Annotated in this window: 19 protein-coding genes; 2 read left to right on the top strand and 17 right to left on the bottom strand. The window is 60.2% G+C overall.

From position 1 onward, the window contains the following. Positions 1-6: 6 nt before the first annotated feature. The 4 genes from phnY to phnW all read right to left on the bottom strand — a co-directional run bounded on the left by phnY (position 7) and on the right by phnW (position 5812). The gene (phnY, locus tag DA373_RS10675; RefSeq protein ID WP_107852299.1) at positions 7-1440 is read right to left on the bottom strand and encodes a phosphonoacetaldehyde dehydrogenase; all 1434 of its coding nucleotides are present in this window, start codon (positions 1438-1440) and stop codon (positions 7-9) included. A gap of 86 nt (positions 1441-1526) precedes the next feature. Next, on the bottom strand, positions 1527-2783 hold the full coding sequence (gene phnA / locus DA373_RS10670; protein WP_107852298.1) for a phosphonoacetate hydrolase: 1257 nt from the start codon (positions 2781-2783) through the stop codon (positions 1527-1529). A 196-nt stretch (positions 2784-2979) separates the two neighbouring features. Continuing rightward, positions 2980-4323: an MFS transporter gene (locus DA373_RS10665; RefSeq protein ID WP_107852297.1), complete on the bottom strand. Its 1344-nt coding sequence runs from the start codon at positions 4321-4323 to the stop codon at positions 2980-2982. Between the two features lie 343 nt (positions 4324-4666). Then, positions 4667-5812 carry a 2-aminoethylphosphonate--pyruvate transaminase gene (gene phnW, locus DA373_RS10660; RefSeq protein WP_107852296.1) on the bottom strand — a complete coding sequence of 382 codons (1146 nt, stop codon included), beginning with the start codon at positions 5810-5812 and terminating at the stop codon, positions 4667-4669. Between the two features lie 125 nt (positions 5813-5937). On the opposite strand from phnW, the gene DA373_RS10655 reads away from it, so the two are divergent. Next, entirely contained in the window at positions 5938-6810 is an 873-nt protein-coding gene (locus DA373_RS10655) for a LysR substrate-binding domain-containing protein (RefSeq protein WP_107852295.1), read from the top strand. A 39-nt stretch (positions 6811-6849) separates the two neighbouring features. Here the strand turns inward: DA373_RS10655 and DA373_RS10650 are convergent, their stop codons facing one another. The 11 genes from DA373_RS10650 to gcvPA all read right to left on the bottom strand — a co-directional run bounded on the left by DA373_RS10650 (position 6850) and on the right by gcvPA (position 17122). Beyond that, the gene (locus DA373_RS10650; protein ID WP_107852294.1) at positions 6850-7275 is read right to left on the bottom strand and encodes a CoA-binding protein; all 426 of its coding nucleotides are present in this window, start codon (positions 7273-7275) and stop codon (positions 6850-6852) included. Positions 7276-7304: 29 nt separating this feature from the next. After that, a complete protein-coding gene (locus DA373_RS10645; protein WP_107852293.1) occupies positions 7305-8150 on the bottom strand; it encodes a pirin family protein in 846 nt (281 codons plus the stop codon). Positions 8151-8161: 11 nt separating this feature from the next. Beyond that, positions 8162-9148, bottom strand: coding sequence for a glutathione S-transferase family protein (locus DA373_RS10640; protein ID WP_107852292.1), 987 nt, complete (start codon positions 9146-9148; stop codon positions 8162-8164). 119 nt (positions 9149-9267) lie between these two features. Then, entirely contained in the window at positions 9268-9954 is a 687-nt protein-coding gene (locus DA373_RS10635) for an ABC transporter permease (protein WP_107852291.1), read from the bottom strand. Continuing rightward, on the bottom strand, positions 9954-10649 hold the full coding sequence (locus tag DA373_RS10630) for an ABC transporter permease (protein WP_107852290.1): 696 nt from the start codon (positions 10647-10649) through the stop codon (positions 9954-9956). Before DA373_RS10630 ends, DA373_RS10635 begins: the two co-directional genes overlap by 1 nt. 39 nt (positions 10650-10688) lie before the next feature. After that, the gene (locus tag DA373_RS10625; protein WP_107852289.1) at positions 10689-11432 is read right to left on the bottom strand and encodes an ABC transporter substrate-binding protein; all 744 of its coding nucleotides are present in this window, start codon (positions 11430-11432) and stop codon (positions 10689-10691) included. A gap of 31 nt (positions 11433-11463) precedes the next feature. Then, the gene (locus tag DA373_RS10620) at positions 11464-12231 is read right to left on the bottom strand and encodes an ATP-binding cassette domain-containing protein (RefSeq protein WP_107852288.1); all 768 of its coding nucleotides are present in this window, start codon (positions 12229-12231) and stop codon (positions 11464-11466) included. Positions 12232-12240: 9 nt separating this feature from the next. Further along, entirely contained in the window at positions 12241-13011 is a 771-nt protein-coding gene (locus DA373_RS10615) for an SDR family NAD(P)-dependent oxidoreductase (RefSeq protein ID WP_107852287.1), read from the bottom strand. Positions 13012-13023: 12 nt separating this feature from the next. After that, entirely contained in the window at positions 13024-14145 is a 1122-nt protein-coding gene (locus DA373_RS10610; RefSeq protein WP_107852286.1) for an ATP-NAD kinase family protein, read from the bottom strand. Continuing rightward, positions 14142-15728, bottom strand: a complete 1587-nt coding sequence (gene gcvPB, locus DA373_RS10605; protein WP_107852285.1) for an aminomethyl-transferring glycine dehydrogenase subunit GcvPB — start codon at positions 15726-15728, stop codon at positions 14142-14144. The genes DA373_RS10610 and gcvPB overlap by 4 nt, the downstream gene beginning before the upstream one ends. Continuing rightward, positions 15728-17122 carry an aminomethyl-transferring glycine dehydrogenase subunit GcvPA gene (gene gcvPA, locus DA373_RS10600; protein WP_107852284.1) on the bottom strand — a complete coding sequence of 465 codons (1395 nt, stop codon included), beginning with the start codon at positions 17120-17122 and terminating at the stop codon, positions 15728-15730. The genes gcvPB and gcvPA overlap by 1 nt, the downstream gene beginning before the upstream one ends. A 60-nt stretch (positions 17123-17182) precedes the next feature. On the opposite strand from gcvPA, the gene gcvA reads away from it, so the two are divergent. Beyond that, positions 17183-18136 (top strand): transcriptional regulator GcvA, encoded by a 954-nt coding sequence (gene gcvA, locus DA373_RS10595; RefSeq protein ID WP_107852283.1) that lies wholly within the window; start codon positions 17183-17185, stop codon positions 18134-18136. Between the two features lie 15 nt (positions 18137-18151). On the opposite strand, the gene trxC is transcribed toward gcvA, so the two are convergent. Next, on the bottom strand, positions 18152-18589 hold the full coding sequence (trxC, locus tag DA373_RS10590; RefSeq protein WP_107852282.1) for a thioredoxin TrxC: 438 nt from the start codon (positions 18587-18589) through the stop codon (positions 18152-18154). Next, positions 18589-18999 (bottom strand): META domain-containing protein, encoded by a 411-nt coding sequence (locus tag DA373_RS10585; protein ID WP_107852281.1) that lies wholly within the window; start codon positions 18997-18999, stop codon positions 18589-18591. Before DA373_RS10585 ends, trxC begins: the two co-directional genes overlap by 1 nt. Positions 19000-19004: the final 5 nt, after the last annotated feature.

The raw sequence follows: 19004 nt of genomic DNA, 5'->3' as shown, positions 1-19004 counted from the left end.
GGGGCATTACCAGGGCAGGGAGTAGGTCTTCAGGTTGGTGTAGTGCTTCATGGCTTCCAGCACCCCCTCCTTGTAACCCAGGCCGGAGTCCTTGATGCCGCCGAAGGGAGACATTTCAATACGGTAGCCCGGTACTTCCCACACATTGACGGTGCCTACCTGCAGCCCTTCAATAAAGCGGGTGATGTACTTCAGGTTGTCGGTACAGATCCCGGATGACAGGCCGTAGGCGGTGGAGTTGGAGATTTGAATCACCTGCTCAATATCGTCCGGGCAGCGAATGATCGGAATCACGGGGCCAAAGGTCTCCTGCAGCACCACTTCCGCCTCGGGAGGCACCCGGTCGATCACGGTGGGGCCGTACAGGGCGCCGTTGCGCTGATGGCCGTATTTCAGCTCGGCACCGGCTTCCAGCGCCAGATTGACCCGCCGTTCAAACAGCATGGCGGCTTCTTCGTCGATAACGGTGCCCATGTCACTGTCCGGCGACATGGGATCGCCGCAGCGAATGGCTTTCGCCTTTTCGGTCACCAGCTCGACAAAACGATCGGCCACCGACTCCACCACCAGGATCCGCTTGACGGCGGTGCAGCGCTGGCCCGAGTTCTTGGTGGCGCCGTTTACCGCCAGGGTGGCGGCGCGATCCAGATCCGCGTCTTCCATTACGATCAGCGGATCATTGCCGCCCAGCTCCAGCAACTGGCGCTTGTACACGGCCTTGCCGGCAATGTATTTGCCGATCTCCACGCCGCCGGTGAAGGTGATCATGTCGGAGTGCTCACTGGTCAGCATTTCATCGCAGATCTCCGCCGGATCCCCGGTGATCACCGAGAACATCGCCGGCGGCAGCCCGGCCTCGTAGAGCAGATCCGCCAGCAGCAGGGCGGTCAGCGGGGTTTTCTCCGACGGCTTGAGCACCATGCAGTTGTTGGTGGCGATCGAGGGCGCGATCTTGTGGGCCACCTGGTTCAGCGGATGGTTGAAAGGGGTAATGGCGGCGATGGCCCGCAGCGGCGAGCGCATGGTGTAGATCTTGCGCTTCTGGCCATTGGGGGTAATGTCGCAGGAAAACACCTCGGCATCATCCTGCAGGCACAGCAGCCCGGACAGCATGAACACATCGTAGGCGCGGGTGACTTCGTACAGGGAGTCTTTTTTGCTGATGCCGGCCTCCAGGGTGATCAGATCGGACAGCTCCTCCTTGTGCGCCATCAGCAGCTCGGCGGTGCGCTGCAGAATGCGGTGACGATCGTAGCGGCTCAGCGCCGGCTGGTAGTCGGCTGCGGTGCGAAAGGCATGCCTGACGTCTTCGACGGTGGCGCAGGGCACACTGCCGATCACCTCGTTGGTATAGGGGTAGCGCACCTCGATGCGGCGATCGTTATCGACCCGCTGACCGGCAATACGCATGGCTTCGTGGCGAATATGAAAGTTGCTCATTGGCTTTTCCTCGTTTCCCTAGCCCTGCCGGGCCTGTCTGAGAGATGGCCGCGCCATGACAGGGCGCGGCGGAATGCTGTTGTGGGTCAGCCGTTCAGGGCGGCGTAATAGATATCGAAATTGCGCAGCTGGTCGTTGTTCCATTCAATCCGGCGGTTGAGCAGAAAGGGCACACGCTGCTCCGACAGGCCGCCGTGAGAACGCAGCGGCTCGTTAAGGCCGGACAGATCATGCTGATCCGGGCTGCTGCCCAGCGCCCAGCCGGCGCGGGAGACGATCACCAGATCGCCGATACGGTCTGCCGGCAGCTCGAATTGTTCGGCGGCCTGATCGCGGTGGTAGACCGCCTCGATGCCGGCGTATTCCTCCAGGGCCGGAAGCACCCGGGCGGCATTCTCCGGATCGGTCAGGTAAACGGTGGCAAAGCCGCCCAGGGCGCCGTGGTGCACCACATAGGGATCGGTGATCGGCAGGATTACCCGGCTTTGGCCGGCGCCCAGCAACTGATCCAGCTCGCTCTGCAGATAGAGCACCTCGGGCCGGCCCTCGGCATTGTGCTTGGCCTTCATGCCATGGTCGGCGGTGACGCCAATCACGGCGCCCAGCTCGTGCAGCTGCCCCAGGTAGCGATCCATCATGGCATAGAAGGCGTTGGCTTCGGGAGTGCCCGGCGCATGCTTGTGCTGAATGTAATCGGTGGTGGAGAGATACATGATATCGGGGCGTTCATGTTTCATCAGCTCGACCCCGGCGGCAAACACGAACTCCGACAGATCGGCGGAGTAGACGGCCGGCAGCGGCAGGCCGACCCGAGTGAGAATGTTGTCGATGCCATTTTCCGCCAGGCTGACCTCATCGGCTTTTTCGGCAGAAAAGGCGATGGCGCTGCCCTGAGCGAAGTCCAGACCATGGCCCAGCAGCTTGCGCAGCTTGTCCTTGGCGGTGAGCACCGCCACTTTGGCGCCTTCCCGCTGCATGGCCGCAAACAGGGTCGGAGCACGCAGATAGCGGGGGTCGTTCATCATCACTTCCTGATCCTGCTCGGTGTCCAGAAAGAAGTTGCCGCAGATGCCGTGTATCCGGGGCGGCACACCGGTGACAATGGAAATGTTGTTGGGGTTGGTAAAACTGGGCACTACCGAATTGGCGGTGCGGTAGGTGCCGGTCTTCATCATGGATTCAAAGAACGGAGCGCATCCGGCCTCGACGGCCCGCTCGATATAGCCGCCGTTATCGCAGCCATCATAGGCCGGTTCGGAGCCATCAATACAGACCACCACCACGGGGGCCTGAGTGGGAAGACGGTAGCGGCGTTGGTTGACCTCTATCATGGTGTCCTTCATGGTGTTTTCTCCGTAGCAGTTGCAGTAACAGCGGGTTAACAAATCATGAGTTCAATCTACCGGCCGGCCAGATATAGCACTAATCGTTAGTTTTTATTTTTGATATAGGATTAACCGATATCAAGGTCTGCGTGGCGCGCCAAACGCAACAGGGGCGTCCGTGGACGCCCCTGAAGGTTATTGTCATTGAAATGTATTACTGGCTGGTGACCGCCTTGAGATCGTCGGTCTGGGCGTCGTCGCCGGCCGGCTCGTCATGGCTTTTTGGCAGCAGGTTCCACAGCGGCAACAGCAGCAGGCCGCCAACAAAGGTACAGATGGCAAAGCCGATAAAGATGCTTTCGTTGCTGAAATAGCCCGGCAACAGGCCGCCCAGCACCGCCCCGATGGAGCCACAGCCGTTAACAAAACCGGTGGCGGTACCGGCGCCCTTGCGGGTACCAAAGTCCACCGCCGCCGAGCCGCTGACCATGGAGTCGGGCCCGTAAAGGGTAATGCCGATTAAAAACAGCATGCCAACCACCATGGCGATGCTGCCGCTGTGAACCACCGGCATAAAGGCAGCCAGGGCCGCCGTCAGCAGCAGCAGGCTGATGGCGCACACCGGCATGCGGCGAGAGCGGAACAGCTTGTCGGACATAAAGCCGAGGATCACGGGACCAAACAGGCCGGCGAACTCAAAGGCGGCCGGAATGGCGGCAGCTTCGGCCTTGGAGACATCGGACAGTTCCTGATAGACGATATAGGGGCCCCACAGCAGAATGGCGTAGCGGGCCGGTTTGAGCAGGAAATAAATCAGGCCCAGCAGCAACACCACCTTGTTGGACAACACCGCCTTGACCTCGGCCCAGCCATGGGCCTTGTCTGCGTTGTCGATATCCAGTTCGTCCACCGGCTCCTGATGGTATTCCTCTATGGTGGGCAGACCAATGTCTTCGGGCTTGTTGCGCTGGAACAGCATCACCAGTACCACGACCACACCGACCACCACGGCACTGGCTGCAAAGGCCATTCGCCAGTCGTCGAACAGGTCATAGGCCACCCAGCCGGCGAAGGGAGAAGCCACCAGGCCGCCAAAGGCGTAATTCGTGCACCACAGCCCCATAACGCGGCCACGCTCGCGGCGGGAGAAAAAGTTACCTACGTTCTTGCACAGTGAGGACCAGCCGGTGGACTGGGCCAGACCCTGCACAAACATAAAGATCAGGAAGATCATGGCGCCATGGAACAGTCCCATCATCAGTGCCGCTACGATGGAAGCGAGCAGGCCGCCAATCAGTACCCTGCGGGTGCCAAAGCGGTCGGCAAACATGCCCCACATAAATTGCCCGATGGCATAGGCAATCAGGTAGGAGGCATCGATATTGGCCATCATTTCCTTGGTGAGCTCAAAGGCGCCGTCTTCTTCAATGCCCATCTTGGCGACCGAGAACGCCTTGCGGGTAAAGTAGAAAGACGCATAGGCCAGCCAGGTCACCGCAAAGATTTGCCAGCGCCAGCGTTCGAACCGTGCATTGCGTACTGAGAACAGATTTTTCATGGGTACACCTCACATCGTTACTTCCTTGTTAACTGGAGGTAACAGAATCGAGCGTCTGGCCCTTGACAACAAATCGTTTGTCAGTATGAAACCTATTGCCGCAGGCTATATTTCCGATTAAAGCTATTGGGCGTTTGGATGATGAGACAAGCATTGCCAACAAAAATACGGCGGCAGAAGCTTGCCGGAAGCAGAAGAATAGCGGGGGGAGACAGCGTCAGCGGGCAAGAGTTGCCCGTTGGTAATCAAAAGAGATATGAACAGCACCGGACACAAGGGGGCCGGGGTGACAAGGGAGGCTGCCGCTTGAGAGGCAGGCTCCCTTGAATGTCTGGTTCCGGTTTCAGGTGCCGGTGGCGGCAACGGTGGATGCTTTGTGCTCCCAGTAGCAGCTCTGGCCGATGGCGGCCAGCAGCCGCTCTATGTCGGCGGGGTGAATATTGCCGATATTGCCGATACGGAAGCAGTCGGCGTTGGACACCTTGCCCGGGTAAATCACAAAGCCCCGTTGTTTCAGCAGGCTGTAAAAGCGCTGAAAACGGTAGTCCGGGTGCGCCGGGCTGTAAAAGGAAGTAATGATGGGTGACATCTGACTGCCCCGCAGCAGGGTCTGAAAGCCAAGCCGGCGCATGCCGTTGACCAGCACCCTGTGGTTGTTGCGGTAGCGCCCGGCCCGCGCCGCAATACCGCCTTCGGCGTCCAGCTCGTTCAGTGCCTGGGCAAAGGCCCGCACCACATGGGTCGGAGAGGTGAAACGCCATTTGCCGTTGTGCTCCTCCATGCACTTCCATTGATCGTAAAGATCCAGACTCAGGGAGCGGGCGCGTCCCTTGATCTCTTCCATGCGGCTGCGTTTGGCGATGATAAAGCCAAAGCCGGGCACCCCCTGAATGCATTTGTTGGCGCTGCTGATCAGAAAATCGATCTGCAGTTGATCCATATCCATCTCAATGCCGCCGAAGCTGCTCATGGCATCGACAATAAAGATCTTGCCGGCATCCTTGACTATTTTTCCCACCGCTTCAATCGGGTTGAGCATGCCGGTGGTGGTTTCACAGTGCACCACGGCTACATGAGTGATCGCCGGATCCGAGGCCAGCAACTGCTCCAGGGCAGCCAGATCCGGGCCTGCGGTTTCGCCGGCGTCCAGCAGGTGATGGGGGATGCGCAGATAACTGGCGATCTGGGCGATGCGCTGGCCGTAGACGCCGTTGGCGACCACCACCAGTTTGCCCTGCCCGGGAATGACCGAGCCGATAACCGATTCGACGCTGGCGGTGCCGCTGCCCTGCATCAGTACCGAGGTATAGCCGGATTGTGGAGTGGCCAGCCGTACCAGGCGGGCACGTATTTGCTGCACCACATTGTTGTAATCGTCATCCCAGGTACAGGCATCGGCCATCATCTTGTGCTTGATGCTGGCGGTGGTGGTCAGCGGACCCGGGGTCAGCAAAAGGTAGGGGCTGTCGGGAAGTGCGATTGGTTTCATGATGTCACCCTCTGGTTTTAGGCGGTAAGACTGAACACGGTTTTTTTGCTTTGCACTGCTATTTGTAATAGCTTTAAAAATATCCAACAAATCGATAATTTGTATTCATGATATAGGTGTAATCAATGAATTATGCACAGCTCCGGGCCTTTCATGCGGTCGCCAGCCAGGGCAGTTACACCAAGGCGGCAGAATCCCTGCATGTGACCCAGCCGACCCTGTCGGATCACGTTAAATCCCTGGAAGCGCGTTATGGCGTCAAGCTGTTCAAGCGTCACGGGCGGGGAGTGGTATTGACCGGACTGGGCCGGGCATTGCTGGAGATTACCCGTCGCCAGTCCTATCTCGAGGCGGAGGCGGAACAGTTGCTGTCCCGGGCGCAGGGGCTGATCAGCGGCAGGATCAGCGTGGTGGCCGACAGCCCTTATCTGGTGGTGCCGCTGCTGGGAGAGTTTTACCGGCGCTATCCCGATATTTCACTGTCGGTGCAGTTTGGCAACAGCGAGCGGGTGCTGAACGATTTGTACGATATGCGCGCCGACATTGGCGTTATGCCCGAATACATCGAGGACAACCGTCTGCATGCGCTGCCCTATCGCAAGGACCAGATTGTGGTACTGGTGCCAAAAGGGCATGAATGGGGCCGACGCAGCAGCATTCATTTCAGCGAACTGGACGGCCAGCAGCTGATCCAGCGGGAGCGGGGATCCAATACCTGGGCCATTTTTGAGCAGGCCATGCGCCGGCACGATATCAGGCCGGGCAAGCTGCTTGAGATTGGCAGCCGTGAAGGCATGCGGGAAGCGGTGGCCGCCGGACTCGGTATCGGCGTGATCGGCGCCAGTGAGGTGGGCAACGACAACCGGCTGCATGCGCTGTCGATTCGGGATGCGGTGCTCAATGTGACCGAGTATTTTGTCTGTCTGAAGGAGGCATACCCAATGCCGGCGGTTCGGGCCTTTTTTGAGCTGCTGGAACAGAAGCCGGCGCTGGGGTGACACTCGGCCGGCACTTTCTGGCTGGCAGGCACCGGCCCGTTACATTGGGCCGCCCAACAGTTCCCGGTGGGCCACCTTGATGCAGTAATCCTCCACATATTCCAGCTCGGCCTCGGCGGCGGCTTCCGCGGCGGCGGTGCTGGTCACGCCCTGCTGCAGCCACAGGCACAGGGCTTCGTGCTCGATGGCGTCCAGCGCGATGTCGGCGGCGAACTCACCCCGGCGGAACACGTTCACCAGCTGCACCGGCTGATCCAGATCTTCCAGGCCCGAGACACAGGTCTCTCCCAGTATCACGGCGCCGGCCAGTTGCGGATTGACCGGAAACACCCGGTAGCCTTGCTGTTGCAGGTAGTCCATCACCTGATAGCTGACCCGCTCCGGGCGGTTTGACGCACCCACCATGGCGATGGTGCGGGTGTCGGAAAGAATACGTTTCAGGCGTTGTTGCTCGAGCGCATCCATGATGATTTCCCGTTGGCTGAAAATGCCTGTTATACCAGTTTGCCGGTCCGGTAATCCATGATCGCCTGCTCGATTTCGGCCTGGGTATTCATCACGAAGGGGCCGTATTGCACCACCGGCTCGTTGAGCGGGTGTCCGGCCAGCAACAGCAGCCGGCCGCCTTCCGGCCCGGCGGTGAGCGCCAGGGTGTCACCGGCGCCCAGCAGGGCGCTTTGCTTTTGCGGCAGTAACTGCTCACCGACACGGATCTCGCCCTCAAACGAATACAGCAGGGCGCTGAGCTCCTTCGCCAGCGGCAGGGTCAGCCGTTCGCCGGCGGCGAGGCGAATATCGGCAATCAGCGGCCGAGTGTGTGGGCTTTGAATGGGGCCTTGCCAGCGCTGATCCGCCAGGGTCAGGTTGCCCGCCAGCAGCACCAGCTCGCCGCCGCCCGGCAGGACAATGCGGGGCAGCTCGGCCGCGGCAATGTCCTGATAGCGGGCCGGCTGCATCTTGAGTGCCGCAGGCAGATTCAGCCAGATCTGAAAGCCCTGCATGCGCCCGGCTTCCTGCTGGGGCATTTCCGAGTGGATCACGCCCCGGCCGGCGGTCATCCACTGCAGATCACCGGGGCGCAGGTGGCCCTCGTTGCCCATGTGATCCCGGTGCAGCATATGACCGTCGAGCATGTAGGTGATGGTTTCAAATCCCCGGTGCGGATGATCGGGAAAGCCGGCAAGGTAGTCGGCGGCTTCATCCGAGGCGAAGTGATCCATCATCAGAAAGGGATCCAGGCGTTGATCCGGACGCTGGCCAAGCACTCGGCGTAGTCGCACGCCGGCGCCGTCCTGCGTGTCCAGGGCCGCATAACTGGTGGTGATGGTACGTGATGTCATGGTGTGGTCCCTCACTGAAACCGGGTGCTGCGGTCGTGGGTCTGCCACCAGTCCTGAACCGGGCCGATGGAGATGATGCCGTGGGGGTTGATGATGGTGTGGCTGCAAAAATAATGATGGCGAATGTGCGCCATGTTGACGGTGCCGGCCACGCCAGGCTGCTGGTAGAGGTCCCGAAGAAAACCGTAAAGGTTGTGATAATCACTGATACGGCGGCGATCACACTTGAAATGGGTATGATAGACCGCATCAAAGCGCACCAGCGTGGTCCACAGCCTAATGTCCGCTTCGGTCAGCCGGCTGCCGAGCAGCCAGCGCTGCCGGCCCAGCCGTTGCTCCAGCTCGTCCAGGGTGGCAAACAGTGGCCGAATGGCCTCGTCGTAGGCGGCCTGGGAGGTGGCAAAGCCGGCCTTGTATACGCCGTTATTGACCTTGTCATAAATGATCTGGTTCAGGGCGTCGATATCTTCCCTGAGCTCGGCGGGATAATAGTCCCCTTCGGCGGCGCCCACGGCATCAAAGGCGTTGTTCAGCATGCGAATAATATCGGCCGACTCGTTGCTGACAATGGTATGGCGCTGCTTGTCCCACAGCAGGGGAACCGTGACCCGGCCCGAATAGTGCTTGTCGGCCATGGTGTAGAGCTGGTGCAGATACTGGTGGCCGTAGAGCAGATCGCCGGTGGCCCCCTCATCATCGCTGGCAAAGGTCCAGCCGTGCTCCTTCATTAACGGGTGCACCACAGACACCGTGATGGCCTCTTCCAGCCCCTTCAGCCGGCGCAGGATCAGGGTGCGGTGGGCCCAGGGGCAGGCCAGGGACACATAAAGATGATAACGGCCCGGCTCGGCGGCAAAGCTACCCTGGCCGGTGGGGCCGGGGCTGCCGTCGGCGGTGATCCAGTTTCTGAACTGGCTCTCGCTGCGCTCAAAGCGGCCCTTGTTCTTGTCGGTGTTGTACCAGACGTCGTGCCAGACGCCCTCGATCAGCTTGCCCATAAGCAGCCCTCCTGTGTGTTTCGGATATATCAATCATTATGGGCAAACCGAGCGGTGGGACACAGCGGAGAAATTCGTCCGACTGTTTCAAATATTATGATGTCTTCCAGCCTCCGGTCCTATCCCGCTTGGCGGTAGCGGTTGAAATGGCATTCCAGCACCCGGAAGCCGGTCAACACCAGCAGGGTCAGCACCAGATAGATGGCGCCGGCAGCCATAAACAGCTCAATGGGGGTATAGGTTCGAGCGATCACCGTGCGTGTGACACCGGTCAGATCCATCAGGGTAATGGTGCTGGCCAGCGCACTGCCTTTGAGCATCAGAATGATTTCATTGCCATAGGCGGGCAGCATGGTGCCGAAAGCCCGAGGCAGCAGGACGCGCCTGAGCATGAGTGACGGTGGCATGCCCAGTACTTTGCATGCTTCTATTTCACCGGCCGGAATGGATTGCAGGGCGCCTCTCAGAATTTCTCCAGTATAGGCGGCGGTATTGAGGCTGAAGGCCAGCACGGCACAAAAATAGGGCTGGGCAAACAGAGGCCATAGCGGGCTGTTGCGCAAGGGTTCAAACTGGGAAGCACCGTAGTAAATGAGGAAAATCTGCACCAGCAGTGGCGTGCCTCGAAAGAAAAAGATATAGGCTCTGGCCGGACGCTGCAGCCAGCTGCGTGCAGACAGGCGACACAGTGCCAGCGGCAGCGCCAGCAGAGCACCGATGAGACAGGACAGTGCGACCAGCTCGAGGGTGACCCAAACGCCTTTCAGCAGCCGGGGCCAGTATTCCAGAATGACACTCCAGTCCATTACAGACCTCCGTTAAATCCTTTGCGGCTGCGTTGTTCCAGCCTGGCCAGCAACTGCATGGTTATCCAGGTCAGCAGCAGATACATCAGGGTGGCGGTGAAATAGAAGGTGAAAGGCTCCCGGGTATAGGTGACGGCAAGAGAAGCCTTGCGCATCAGCTCCTCCAGGCCAATGACCGAAACCAGGGCGGTATCCTTGAGCAGTACCAGAAAGAGGTTGCCCAGGCCGGGCAGGGCGGTACGCCAGAGCTGGGGCAGGGTGATACGCCAGAAGCAGCGCAGCCGGCCCATGCCCAGAACCCTGGCGGCCTCATACTGACCGGGGGGAATGGCGAGAAACGCCCCCCGGAACACTTCTGCGGCATAGCCGCCAAAGGCCAGTGCCAGTGCCAGGACGCCGGCAATGAAGGGGCCCACTTCAATGTATTGCCGGTAGCCGAACCAGTTGCCGGCCAGCTGAACCAGCTGGGAGGCGCCGAAGTAGATCAGCAGAACCCCCAGCAGCTCGGGAACGCCACGGATGACGTTGGTATACAGCCTGGCCAGTCCGGCCAGCAGGCGGCTGGATGACAGACGTGCACAGGCCATGGCCAGGCCGATGCCCAGCCCCAGTACCAGCGCACAGAGTGCCAGTTTTATGGTCATGAGAGTCCCCAGCAGCAGCTGGGGCCAGAAACCGTGGAGTTCCCACCACATGACTTTCTCCTTACTCGATGGCTTGAGACGATGCGAGAATCAGTAGATGGAAAAGGGAAAGTATTTGTCGTTGATGCTCTGGTAGGTGCCATCCTGCAGAATGGCCGACAGCGCCTGGTTTAACCGGTTCCTGAGCGGATCTCCCTTGCGGATTGCGATGCCGATGATATCTTCCCTGGCAAAGGACTCGCCCTTGAACTCGAACTGCTGGCCGTTGCCGGTTTGCAGCCATTGATGGGTAGGCAGCTCGTCGGAAAGGAACAACTCCAGCCGTCCCGACTGCATGTCCAGGTACACGTTTTCCTGGTTGTCATAGAGCTTGATCTGCACCACGTCGGCGAGGTGATCTTCCAGATACTGGCTGGCGATGGTGGCACGCTGGGCGCCAACGACCTTGCCTTTCAGCGCCTCGGGAGAGACATCGACCTCGGCACCGCGCGGGCCCACAAAGCGCAATCCGCCGGAATAATACTTGTCGGTAAAATCCACCTGGCGTTGGCGCTCTTCGGTAATGGACATGCTGGAGACGATGGCATCAAACTTGCGGGTACGCAGTCCGGGGATCATGCCATCCCAGTCATTGACCACAATCTCGCATTCCGTCTGCATTCGCGCACAAAGCGCGCGGGCGATATCGACATCAAAGCCGCTTACCGCGCCCTGTTCGTCAACATAGTTGAAGGGAGGCCAGGCGCCTTCGGTGGCGATGCGGATCTGTTCGCCGGCCCAGGCCGGAGCATGGCACAGGGTGCCGAGCAGCAGTATCAGTGATGTTTTCTTCATGTTGTAAATCCTCCTTGATTGACCTCAACGGTCAGTAACAACTCTGCAGAAATTCCCGGCAGCGTTGTGAACGGGGTTGTTCAAACAGCTGCCGTGGCGGTCCCTTTTCCTCCACCCGGCCCTGGTGCAAAAACATCACCTGGCTGGATACATCACGGGCGAACCGCATTTCGTGAGTGACAATGAGCATGGTTCTGCCTTCCTCGGCCAGATCGCGGATCACGTTGAGCACTTCCGATACCAGCTCCGGATCCAGGGCCGAGGTCGGCTCGTCAAACAACAGAATATCGGGTGACATGGCCAGAGCGCGGGCGATGGCCACCCGCTGCTGCTGACCACCGGACAAGTGGGCCGGATAGTGATGTTCGCGGTTTTCCAGGCCAACCCGCCTGAGCAGCGCCATGGCCTGCTCCTCGGCTTCTTCCCTGGGCTGACCACGCACATGTACCGGCGCTTCCATAATGTTTTCGAGCACGGTCATGTGAGGCCAGAGGTTGAAGCTTTGAAACACGAACCCCAGCCGCAGACGCAGCCGGCGCAGCTGGGTGTGATCCGCAGCATTCAGTTGCCCGTCCGACTCCGGTTGCAGTTGCAGGTGCTCACCGAACAAACGGATTTCGCCCCCGGAAGGGCGTTCCAGCAGGTTGGCGCAGCGCAGCAGCGTACTTTTTCCCGATCCGGAAGAGCCGATGATGGAGATCACTTCTCCCTCATGAGCCTGCAAATCCACTCCCTTGAGAATATCGCTGTCACCGAAGCTCTTGCGTATCTGAAGCAGTTCCAGAGCCAGTGGTTTCATAATGACTCCTTACGCCGAACCGGCGAGGCCGCCGCCATCCACGATCAGGGCGCTGCCGGTCACAAAGGAGGCCTGATCGCTGGCCAGGAACAGTACCGCCCTGGCGATGTCTTCCGGTGTGCCAACCCGCTTCAGCGGGCGATCAATGCCGGCTTCCACCAGGGCCATTTCGGCCTGTCCCAGTTGCAGGGCCTCATCGCGCAGCATGTTGGTATCGGTATCACCGGGGCAGACACAATTGACCCTAATTTTCTGAGGGCCGTGATCTATGGCCATGGCCTTGGTCAGCAAGACCACGGCTCCCTTGGACGCGCAGTAAGAGACGGCATCCTTGCCGGCCAGAATGCCCCATCCGGAAGCGGTATTGACAATGGCGCCACCGCCCTGGGCCCGCATGATGGGAACGGCATACTTGCACATCAGGAAGATGGACTTCACATTGGTGTTCATCACCGCATCCCATTCCTGTTCGGTCGTATTCACCACATCGGCACGGCGGGTGATGCCGGCATTGTTGAACAGCACGTCCAGCCGGCCGAAGGTTTCCAGCGTTCGCTGCATGACGTTCTGGCATTCGATGGCCTTGGATACATTGGCCTCAATAAAGACGGCTTCGCTGCCTTGATGCCTGATTTGGGCGGCAGTTTCTTCTCCCAGCTCCCGGTTCATGTCCACCACCACCACCCTGGCGCCTTCGGCGGCGAAGGCCAGGGCGCTGGCCCTGCCTATGCCACTGGCGCCGCCGGTGACCAGTACAACCTGTGAGTCAAATCTGTTCATGTCATTACTCCTTTAATAATGTGCCGCACACACGGGGTAACAGGTTTCTTCCCCGGGGCCGGTCACGATGCGGTGATATCCATTGAAATGTTGATCCAGCTCGGCCGAACCACTGTCGCTGAGCAGAGGCCGGCCGGCCAGCTCTGCCAGCTTGGCGGGCGTGGCAAGCAATCGCAGCCGGGCATGGCGGGGAGCGGCAAACAGTTCGGGAGCGATTTGCTGATTACCGCGTCCCAGAATGAAGCCTTGTCCGCCGATGCAGGTCACCATGACTTCCCAGGGGTGCCGGGATTCCAGTGCCAGCAACTGGCGACGATTGACGTCCAGCGCCAGTGGCTGCCGGTTCCGGTATACATCAACGCCCAGCAAGGTACCGCCACCCAGGCGCTGTTTCAGGGCATAGGTGGTCGATCCCGGGCCGAGCACATACAGGGTGTCGGGTTGCATCTGCCGCTGCAGATAATGGGCAATGGCAGCGGCGGCGGCCTCATCACGACCGGGATGACGGGCCTTGGCTCCCTGCAGGCGATGCCCGCAGTCCGGCACCGGCAGGTAGCCATAGAGCCGGGGCGACACCTTGCCCTGCCGGAACAAGGATTCGTCGAGATCCATGACTTCGCGTTGCTGGCAGCCTTGCTGCCAGCGGGGACGCCCAGTCAGTTCCTGAATGACGCGCGCCGCAGAAGACGGGCTGACGGCATAGACTGCAGACTGGATCTTGACCCCGGCCGGAATGCCGAGCACCGGGCATTGCCCCTGAGTGCCGTCCAGCAGGTCGCGGGCGGTGCCGTCGCCACCCACAAACAGCAGCAGGTCGGCACCGGCGGCGAGCATGGCGGCTGCCGCATCCCGAGTATCCCGGGCCTGGCTGGGCCGGGCGTGTTGATAACAGCGTTCGGGGCTGAACCCCAGCTCGGTCAGCAGCTCATGACCCATATCCGGGCCGGCACTCAGCCAGCGAATAGCGGTTTCGGCACGGGCCAGTGCTGACAGCGTCTGCCTTGCTCGGTGCAGGGAGCCCGGCTCCGAGCCCAGGGCCATGGCCCTGGACTGGATCTCGGCCCCATCGCTGCCTTTGAGCCCGGCCGGGCCGCCAATGCCGGCAATTGGGTTCAATATGAAGCCGATTTTCATGCCTGAAACCCGGCCAGCTTGCGCTGGTAGCCTCGCCAGGTAACGGCCCAGCGTTCAGGGTCGTCAAGGCATTCATCATTGATCTGGTGAATGGGGCAGTTATGGGGAGCCGAAGCGACCAGCTCCGGCTGCCGGTAGGCCTCATCCACCACATGCGCCAGGGTATCGACATATTCGTCGATGTCTTTCATGGAGTAGGCTTCAGTAGGCTCCAGTGTGGCCGGTTGCGGGACAACATAGGGATGATGGCTGGTCCAGTAGTGCTGACCAAAGTCGGCCAGGCGCAGGCCCAGTTGCTCGGTGGTGATCCCGGTTTCCTCATACAGTTTTTGCCAGCTGTAACGCACTTGCTCAATGCGCGGACCATTGCCGGTATAGGGCACTTCTATACCCGGCAGCTCGAGCAGCCGCTTCATCAGATAGTTGTTATTGAGTACGGCCATCTCGGAGACGGTCTTCAGGCCGTCTGCCCCCAGGTTCATCACCCAGGCATAGGCGCGCATGACAATGGAGGCACAACCCGCCCAGGCTCCCACCTTGCCGATGCTGAGCGGCCCGGCCTCGGCCAGCCGGGGGCCGTCAACGGAGGCTTCCACCACAGGGTAAGGCAGGAAGGGGGCCAGCGCCTCGGTCACGCCCATGGCGCCTACCGCCGGACCACCACAGGCATGAGGGGTGGCAAAGGTTTTGTGCAGATTGAAATGGCACAGGTCAAAGCCGGCATCCCGGGCCCGGGTAATGCCGAGCAGGCCATTGGCATTGGCCTGGTCGTAGGCACACAGCCCGCCGACCTGATGCACCATGTCGACCATCCTGGCGATATCGGGATTGAAAATGCCGGTGTCTTCCGGATTGGTGATCATCATTCCGGCGGTGCGTTCCGACAGCACGGCTGCCAGCGCATCCATACTGGGATAGCCTTGTTCTCCCGGGTACAGGGTGATCACCTTGAAGCCACAGAGCTTGGCGCAGGCCGCGTCGGAGGGATGGCTGAACATGGTGGTGATGATTTCATCACGTTGTGCGGCTTCTCCCCGGGACTCATGGTAGGCCCTGATGATGGCCGCATTGGCGTAGATGGCAGAAGAGCCGCCTCGGGGCTGGAACGACACCCTGTCCATGCCCGACACATCCTTCAGAATGGCTTCCATACGGGTCATGATGTCAAGAATGCCGGTGACGGTGCTTTCGTGCTGCCGCGGGTGAAGTTCGGTCATTTTGGGTTGCCGACCCAGCTGCTCGTTGACCTTGGGGTTGTACTTCATGGTGCAGGTGCCCTGGCCGATATCGACATTCAGATCGGCGCCCAGGTTTTGCTGGGACAGTCGCAGGTAATGACGCAAAACCCGGTTCTGGGACAGTTCAGGCAGTGCCGGTGCCTGACGCCGGCGCATGCCGGCCGGCAGCCGGGCGAGCACGTCGCCTGCTGCGCCTTTGATGTCTTCTTCGGCGGGAGGGACCAGTATGCCCCGCTCCCCCGGCGTGCTCAGTTCAAAAATAATGGGCTCGTCCCACCGGGCCTGATGATAACGACGAGGGCGCGGGCGTCCGTTTTCGTATCGGTGCTGGGTGATGTTTTCCATTACTCAATGATCTCCTTCAGAGCATGACAGAGGGTGTCGATATCGTGCTGGGTGTGTACTTCGGTGATGCAGAACAGGGCGCTTTGCCCCAGTGCCGGAAAGTCGCAGGACAGATCATGGCCGGCAAAAATACCGCGCTCTCTCAGGGCATGGCTGATGTCGGCCACTGACTTGCCGGTGGCATCAAAATTGACCACGCATTCCTTAAAGTGCGCCTGGCCAGAGAAGGGCAGGGTGACGCCGGGCAACTCACTCAGACGGGCCATGGCATAGGCAAGCCGCTCCATAATGCCCTGGCCGAGCTCACTCATGCCGTTGGGACCCATGGTGGCGAGGTAGACACCGGCGGTAATGCCCCAGAGGGCGGAAGCGGTACCGACAAACTCGTTACCGTTTTCCCGCTTGCTGAATGAAGTGCGGTCGAACGCGACATCGCCAAAGCCATATTCGCCGGGCTCTTTGGTGGGGGCGATGCCAAACAGCCGGGAAGGGTACTGCATGACCAGCTCCGGGATATCGTGGCTGGCAATGAATCCACCGTGGCCGCCGCCATACTGCATGTGAATGCCGAGGGGCTGAATATCACCACATACCAGATCGGCACCGTAATCCGCCGGTGGTGCCACCACCCCGAGCGAGGACGGATCCACTGCAACCACGGCCAGAGCGCCGGCATCATGGGCCATACGGGTAAGCCGCTGACCGTCCTCTACCTGGCCCAGAAAGGCGGGGACCTCGAAATAGAGCGCGGCGCAGTCATCATCCAGCTGACGGTTAAGCTGTTCCATATCGAACAGGCCGGTGTGCCTGTCCATGGGCACCATGACCAGCTCGAGGCTGGACCGGCAATAGGTGCGAATCATGGCCAGTTTGTCCGGGTTGATATTGGCGGGGAGCAGCACCTTGCGCCGACCGGTATGCCGGCTGGCCATGCTCAGGGCGGAGGCGCTGGCCTGAAAGCCGTCGTAGCAGGGAACGCTGACGACGTCCATATTGAGCAGTTCGCCCATCATGGAGCAGTACTCGAACATGGCCTGAAAGCGACCATGGTCATCATAGGGCTCACCGGCATAGGCGGTCAGGAATTCCGAACGGCCATTAATTTCGTCGCACACCGCCGGCACATGATGCTGATAACAGCCGCCACCGAGGAAACTGATCACCTCATGGCAACCGGTGTTGGTGCCGAGCAGCCGGTCAACATGACGTTTCAGGGCATATTCGGACGTAAAGGGTTCAGGGAAATTTAACGGTCTGTTCAACCTCAGCTCGGCGGGTATACCGGCCAACAGATCTTCTATCGACTCAACCCCGATGGCGGCGAGCATCTGTTCGCGTATGCCGGGTGCGGTATTGGGAATGTAGGGATATATCTGCCCTGTGTTGCTGGTCATCACACTCTCTCCTTGGCCACTTTGTTGATGAATTGTTAACTTGTGGTTAAGCCTAGAGTGATGTCAGACTGGCCTCAATTGACTAATGTTGAGCCATTGATTAAACAGGATTTAACCATACCCATGAAATACCGCTTACCTCCCATGGCATGTTTGCAGGCCTTTGAGGCGTGTGCCCGGCATGGCAGTTTTCGCAAAGCGGCCGATGAGCTGTGTATTACGCCGCCAGCCGTGACGCATCAAATCAAGCAACTGGAGACCTGGCTCGATGCGACCCTTTTTCGGCGGCTGAAAAGGGGGATTTGCCTGACCGAGCAGGGAAAGCGCCTGTTTCGGGAGTTGGAGCCACAATTGACGGCCCTTGCCCGTACTCTGAATGACCACAGAGCGGCGCAACCGCGTCAGTTGACTCTGTCGTTGACCCCGGCATTGTCAACCAAGTGGCTGGTCACCCGGCTGGGGCGTTTCTGGCATAAACATGCCGATATCGAGCTGAAACTGCATCATTCACTGGCGGTGGTGGATCTGTTGGGCGGTGAGGCGGACATGGCTATTCGCTGGGGAGAGGGCGAATGGCCGGGCCTGACTGCGGAGCCGTTATTGTCGGGTGATCTTAAGCCGGTCTGCGCCCCGGCCCTGCTGGCCGGCCGGCGGCTGACCGATCCGGCCGAGCTGGAAGAATTCGTGCTGCTGCATGAGGACAGCCGGGATGACTGGCAACGCTGGCTGGCCCTGCACGGACTGAACCTGACCAATGCGGAAAAGGGCCCTATCATCGACGATGCCGGTAGTTTGCTGCTGGCTACGGCGGCAGGGCAGGGAGTGGCTCTGGGAAGGGTGGCGGTACTGGCAGACGAGCTGGCTGCCGGGCGGCTGGTGTGTCCATTTGATACGGCTCTGCCTTCCAGAAAGGGATACTGGCTGGTGTACCCTCATGCCCTGAAAGAAGGGGAGGCGGCGATGCGATTGCGTGAATTTTTGCTCGAGGAGGCGGCGGGACGAGCCAATGGCTGACACCGCCGCCGGCTTTCAGTGAGTGAGCTGCCGCTGCAGCCACTGCGCCAGCTGGCCGGCGGACAGGGCGCCGGACTGGCGGGCCACTTCCCGGCCGTTTTTAAATACGATCAGGGTGGGAATGGAGCGAATGCCAAAGCGGGCCGCCGCCTGCTGATGCGCCTCGGTATTGAGCTTGGCCAGGCGCAGCCGGCCGGCGTGCTCGCCGGCGGCGGCCTCAAATACCGGCGCCATCATCTTGCAGGGGCCACACCAGGGCGCCCAGAAGTCGATGACGAGCGGCAGGCTTTCGTTGGCAATCAACCGGTCAAGCCTGGGGCCATCCAGCTCAAGTACGCTGGCCGGGGTCAGCGCCGCCTTGCACTTGCCGCATTTTGGACCCTGTTGCAGGCGTTCGGCCGGCACCCGGTTGCGGGCCTGGCAGGCCGGGCAGACAAGAAACTGTTCGCTCATTACTTCATCCAGTCGGCCAGTTCATAGGTCAGGGTATGCTGCTTGCCCTTGAGCTCCAGCTGCTTGCCGTCGTGGCTGACGGCCGCGCCCTTGGTCAGGGTGTTGAGCACGGCGGTTTCCACCTTCTGCTCTGCGGGGGCGCAGGCCATCTGGGTCACACCCAGAGGCTCGGCCCTGAGCATGCCCTGCTCCAGGGTGGCGCTGCCAAAAAAGCGGTTGCAGCCGGCCTGACCGTTAATGGAGAAGTGCTCGCCAATTTCCAGATCCGACTGAATATCGGCGCCCACGGCCACGCCGTCGATGGCGGCTAGGTTCCAGTGGTGATGCTGAAGATCCGATTCGGTGACCTTGAGGCCGCTGCTGCAGGCGGTCAGCAGCAGGGCGGTGGTGGCAGCAAGGGCGAGTTTCATAAAAG

The organism is Oceanimonas marisflavi, from assembly GCF_003049725.1.
Classification (GTDB): domain Bacteria; phylum Pseudomonadota; class Gammaproteobacteria; order Enterobacterales; family Aeromonadaceae; genus Oceanimonas; species Oceanimonas marisflavi.
This window is presented reverse-complemented; position numbering and strand designations above follow the sequence as displayed.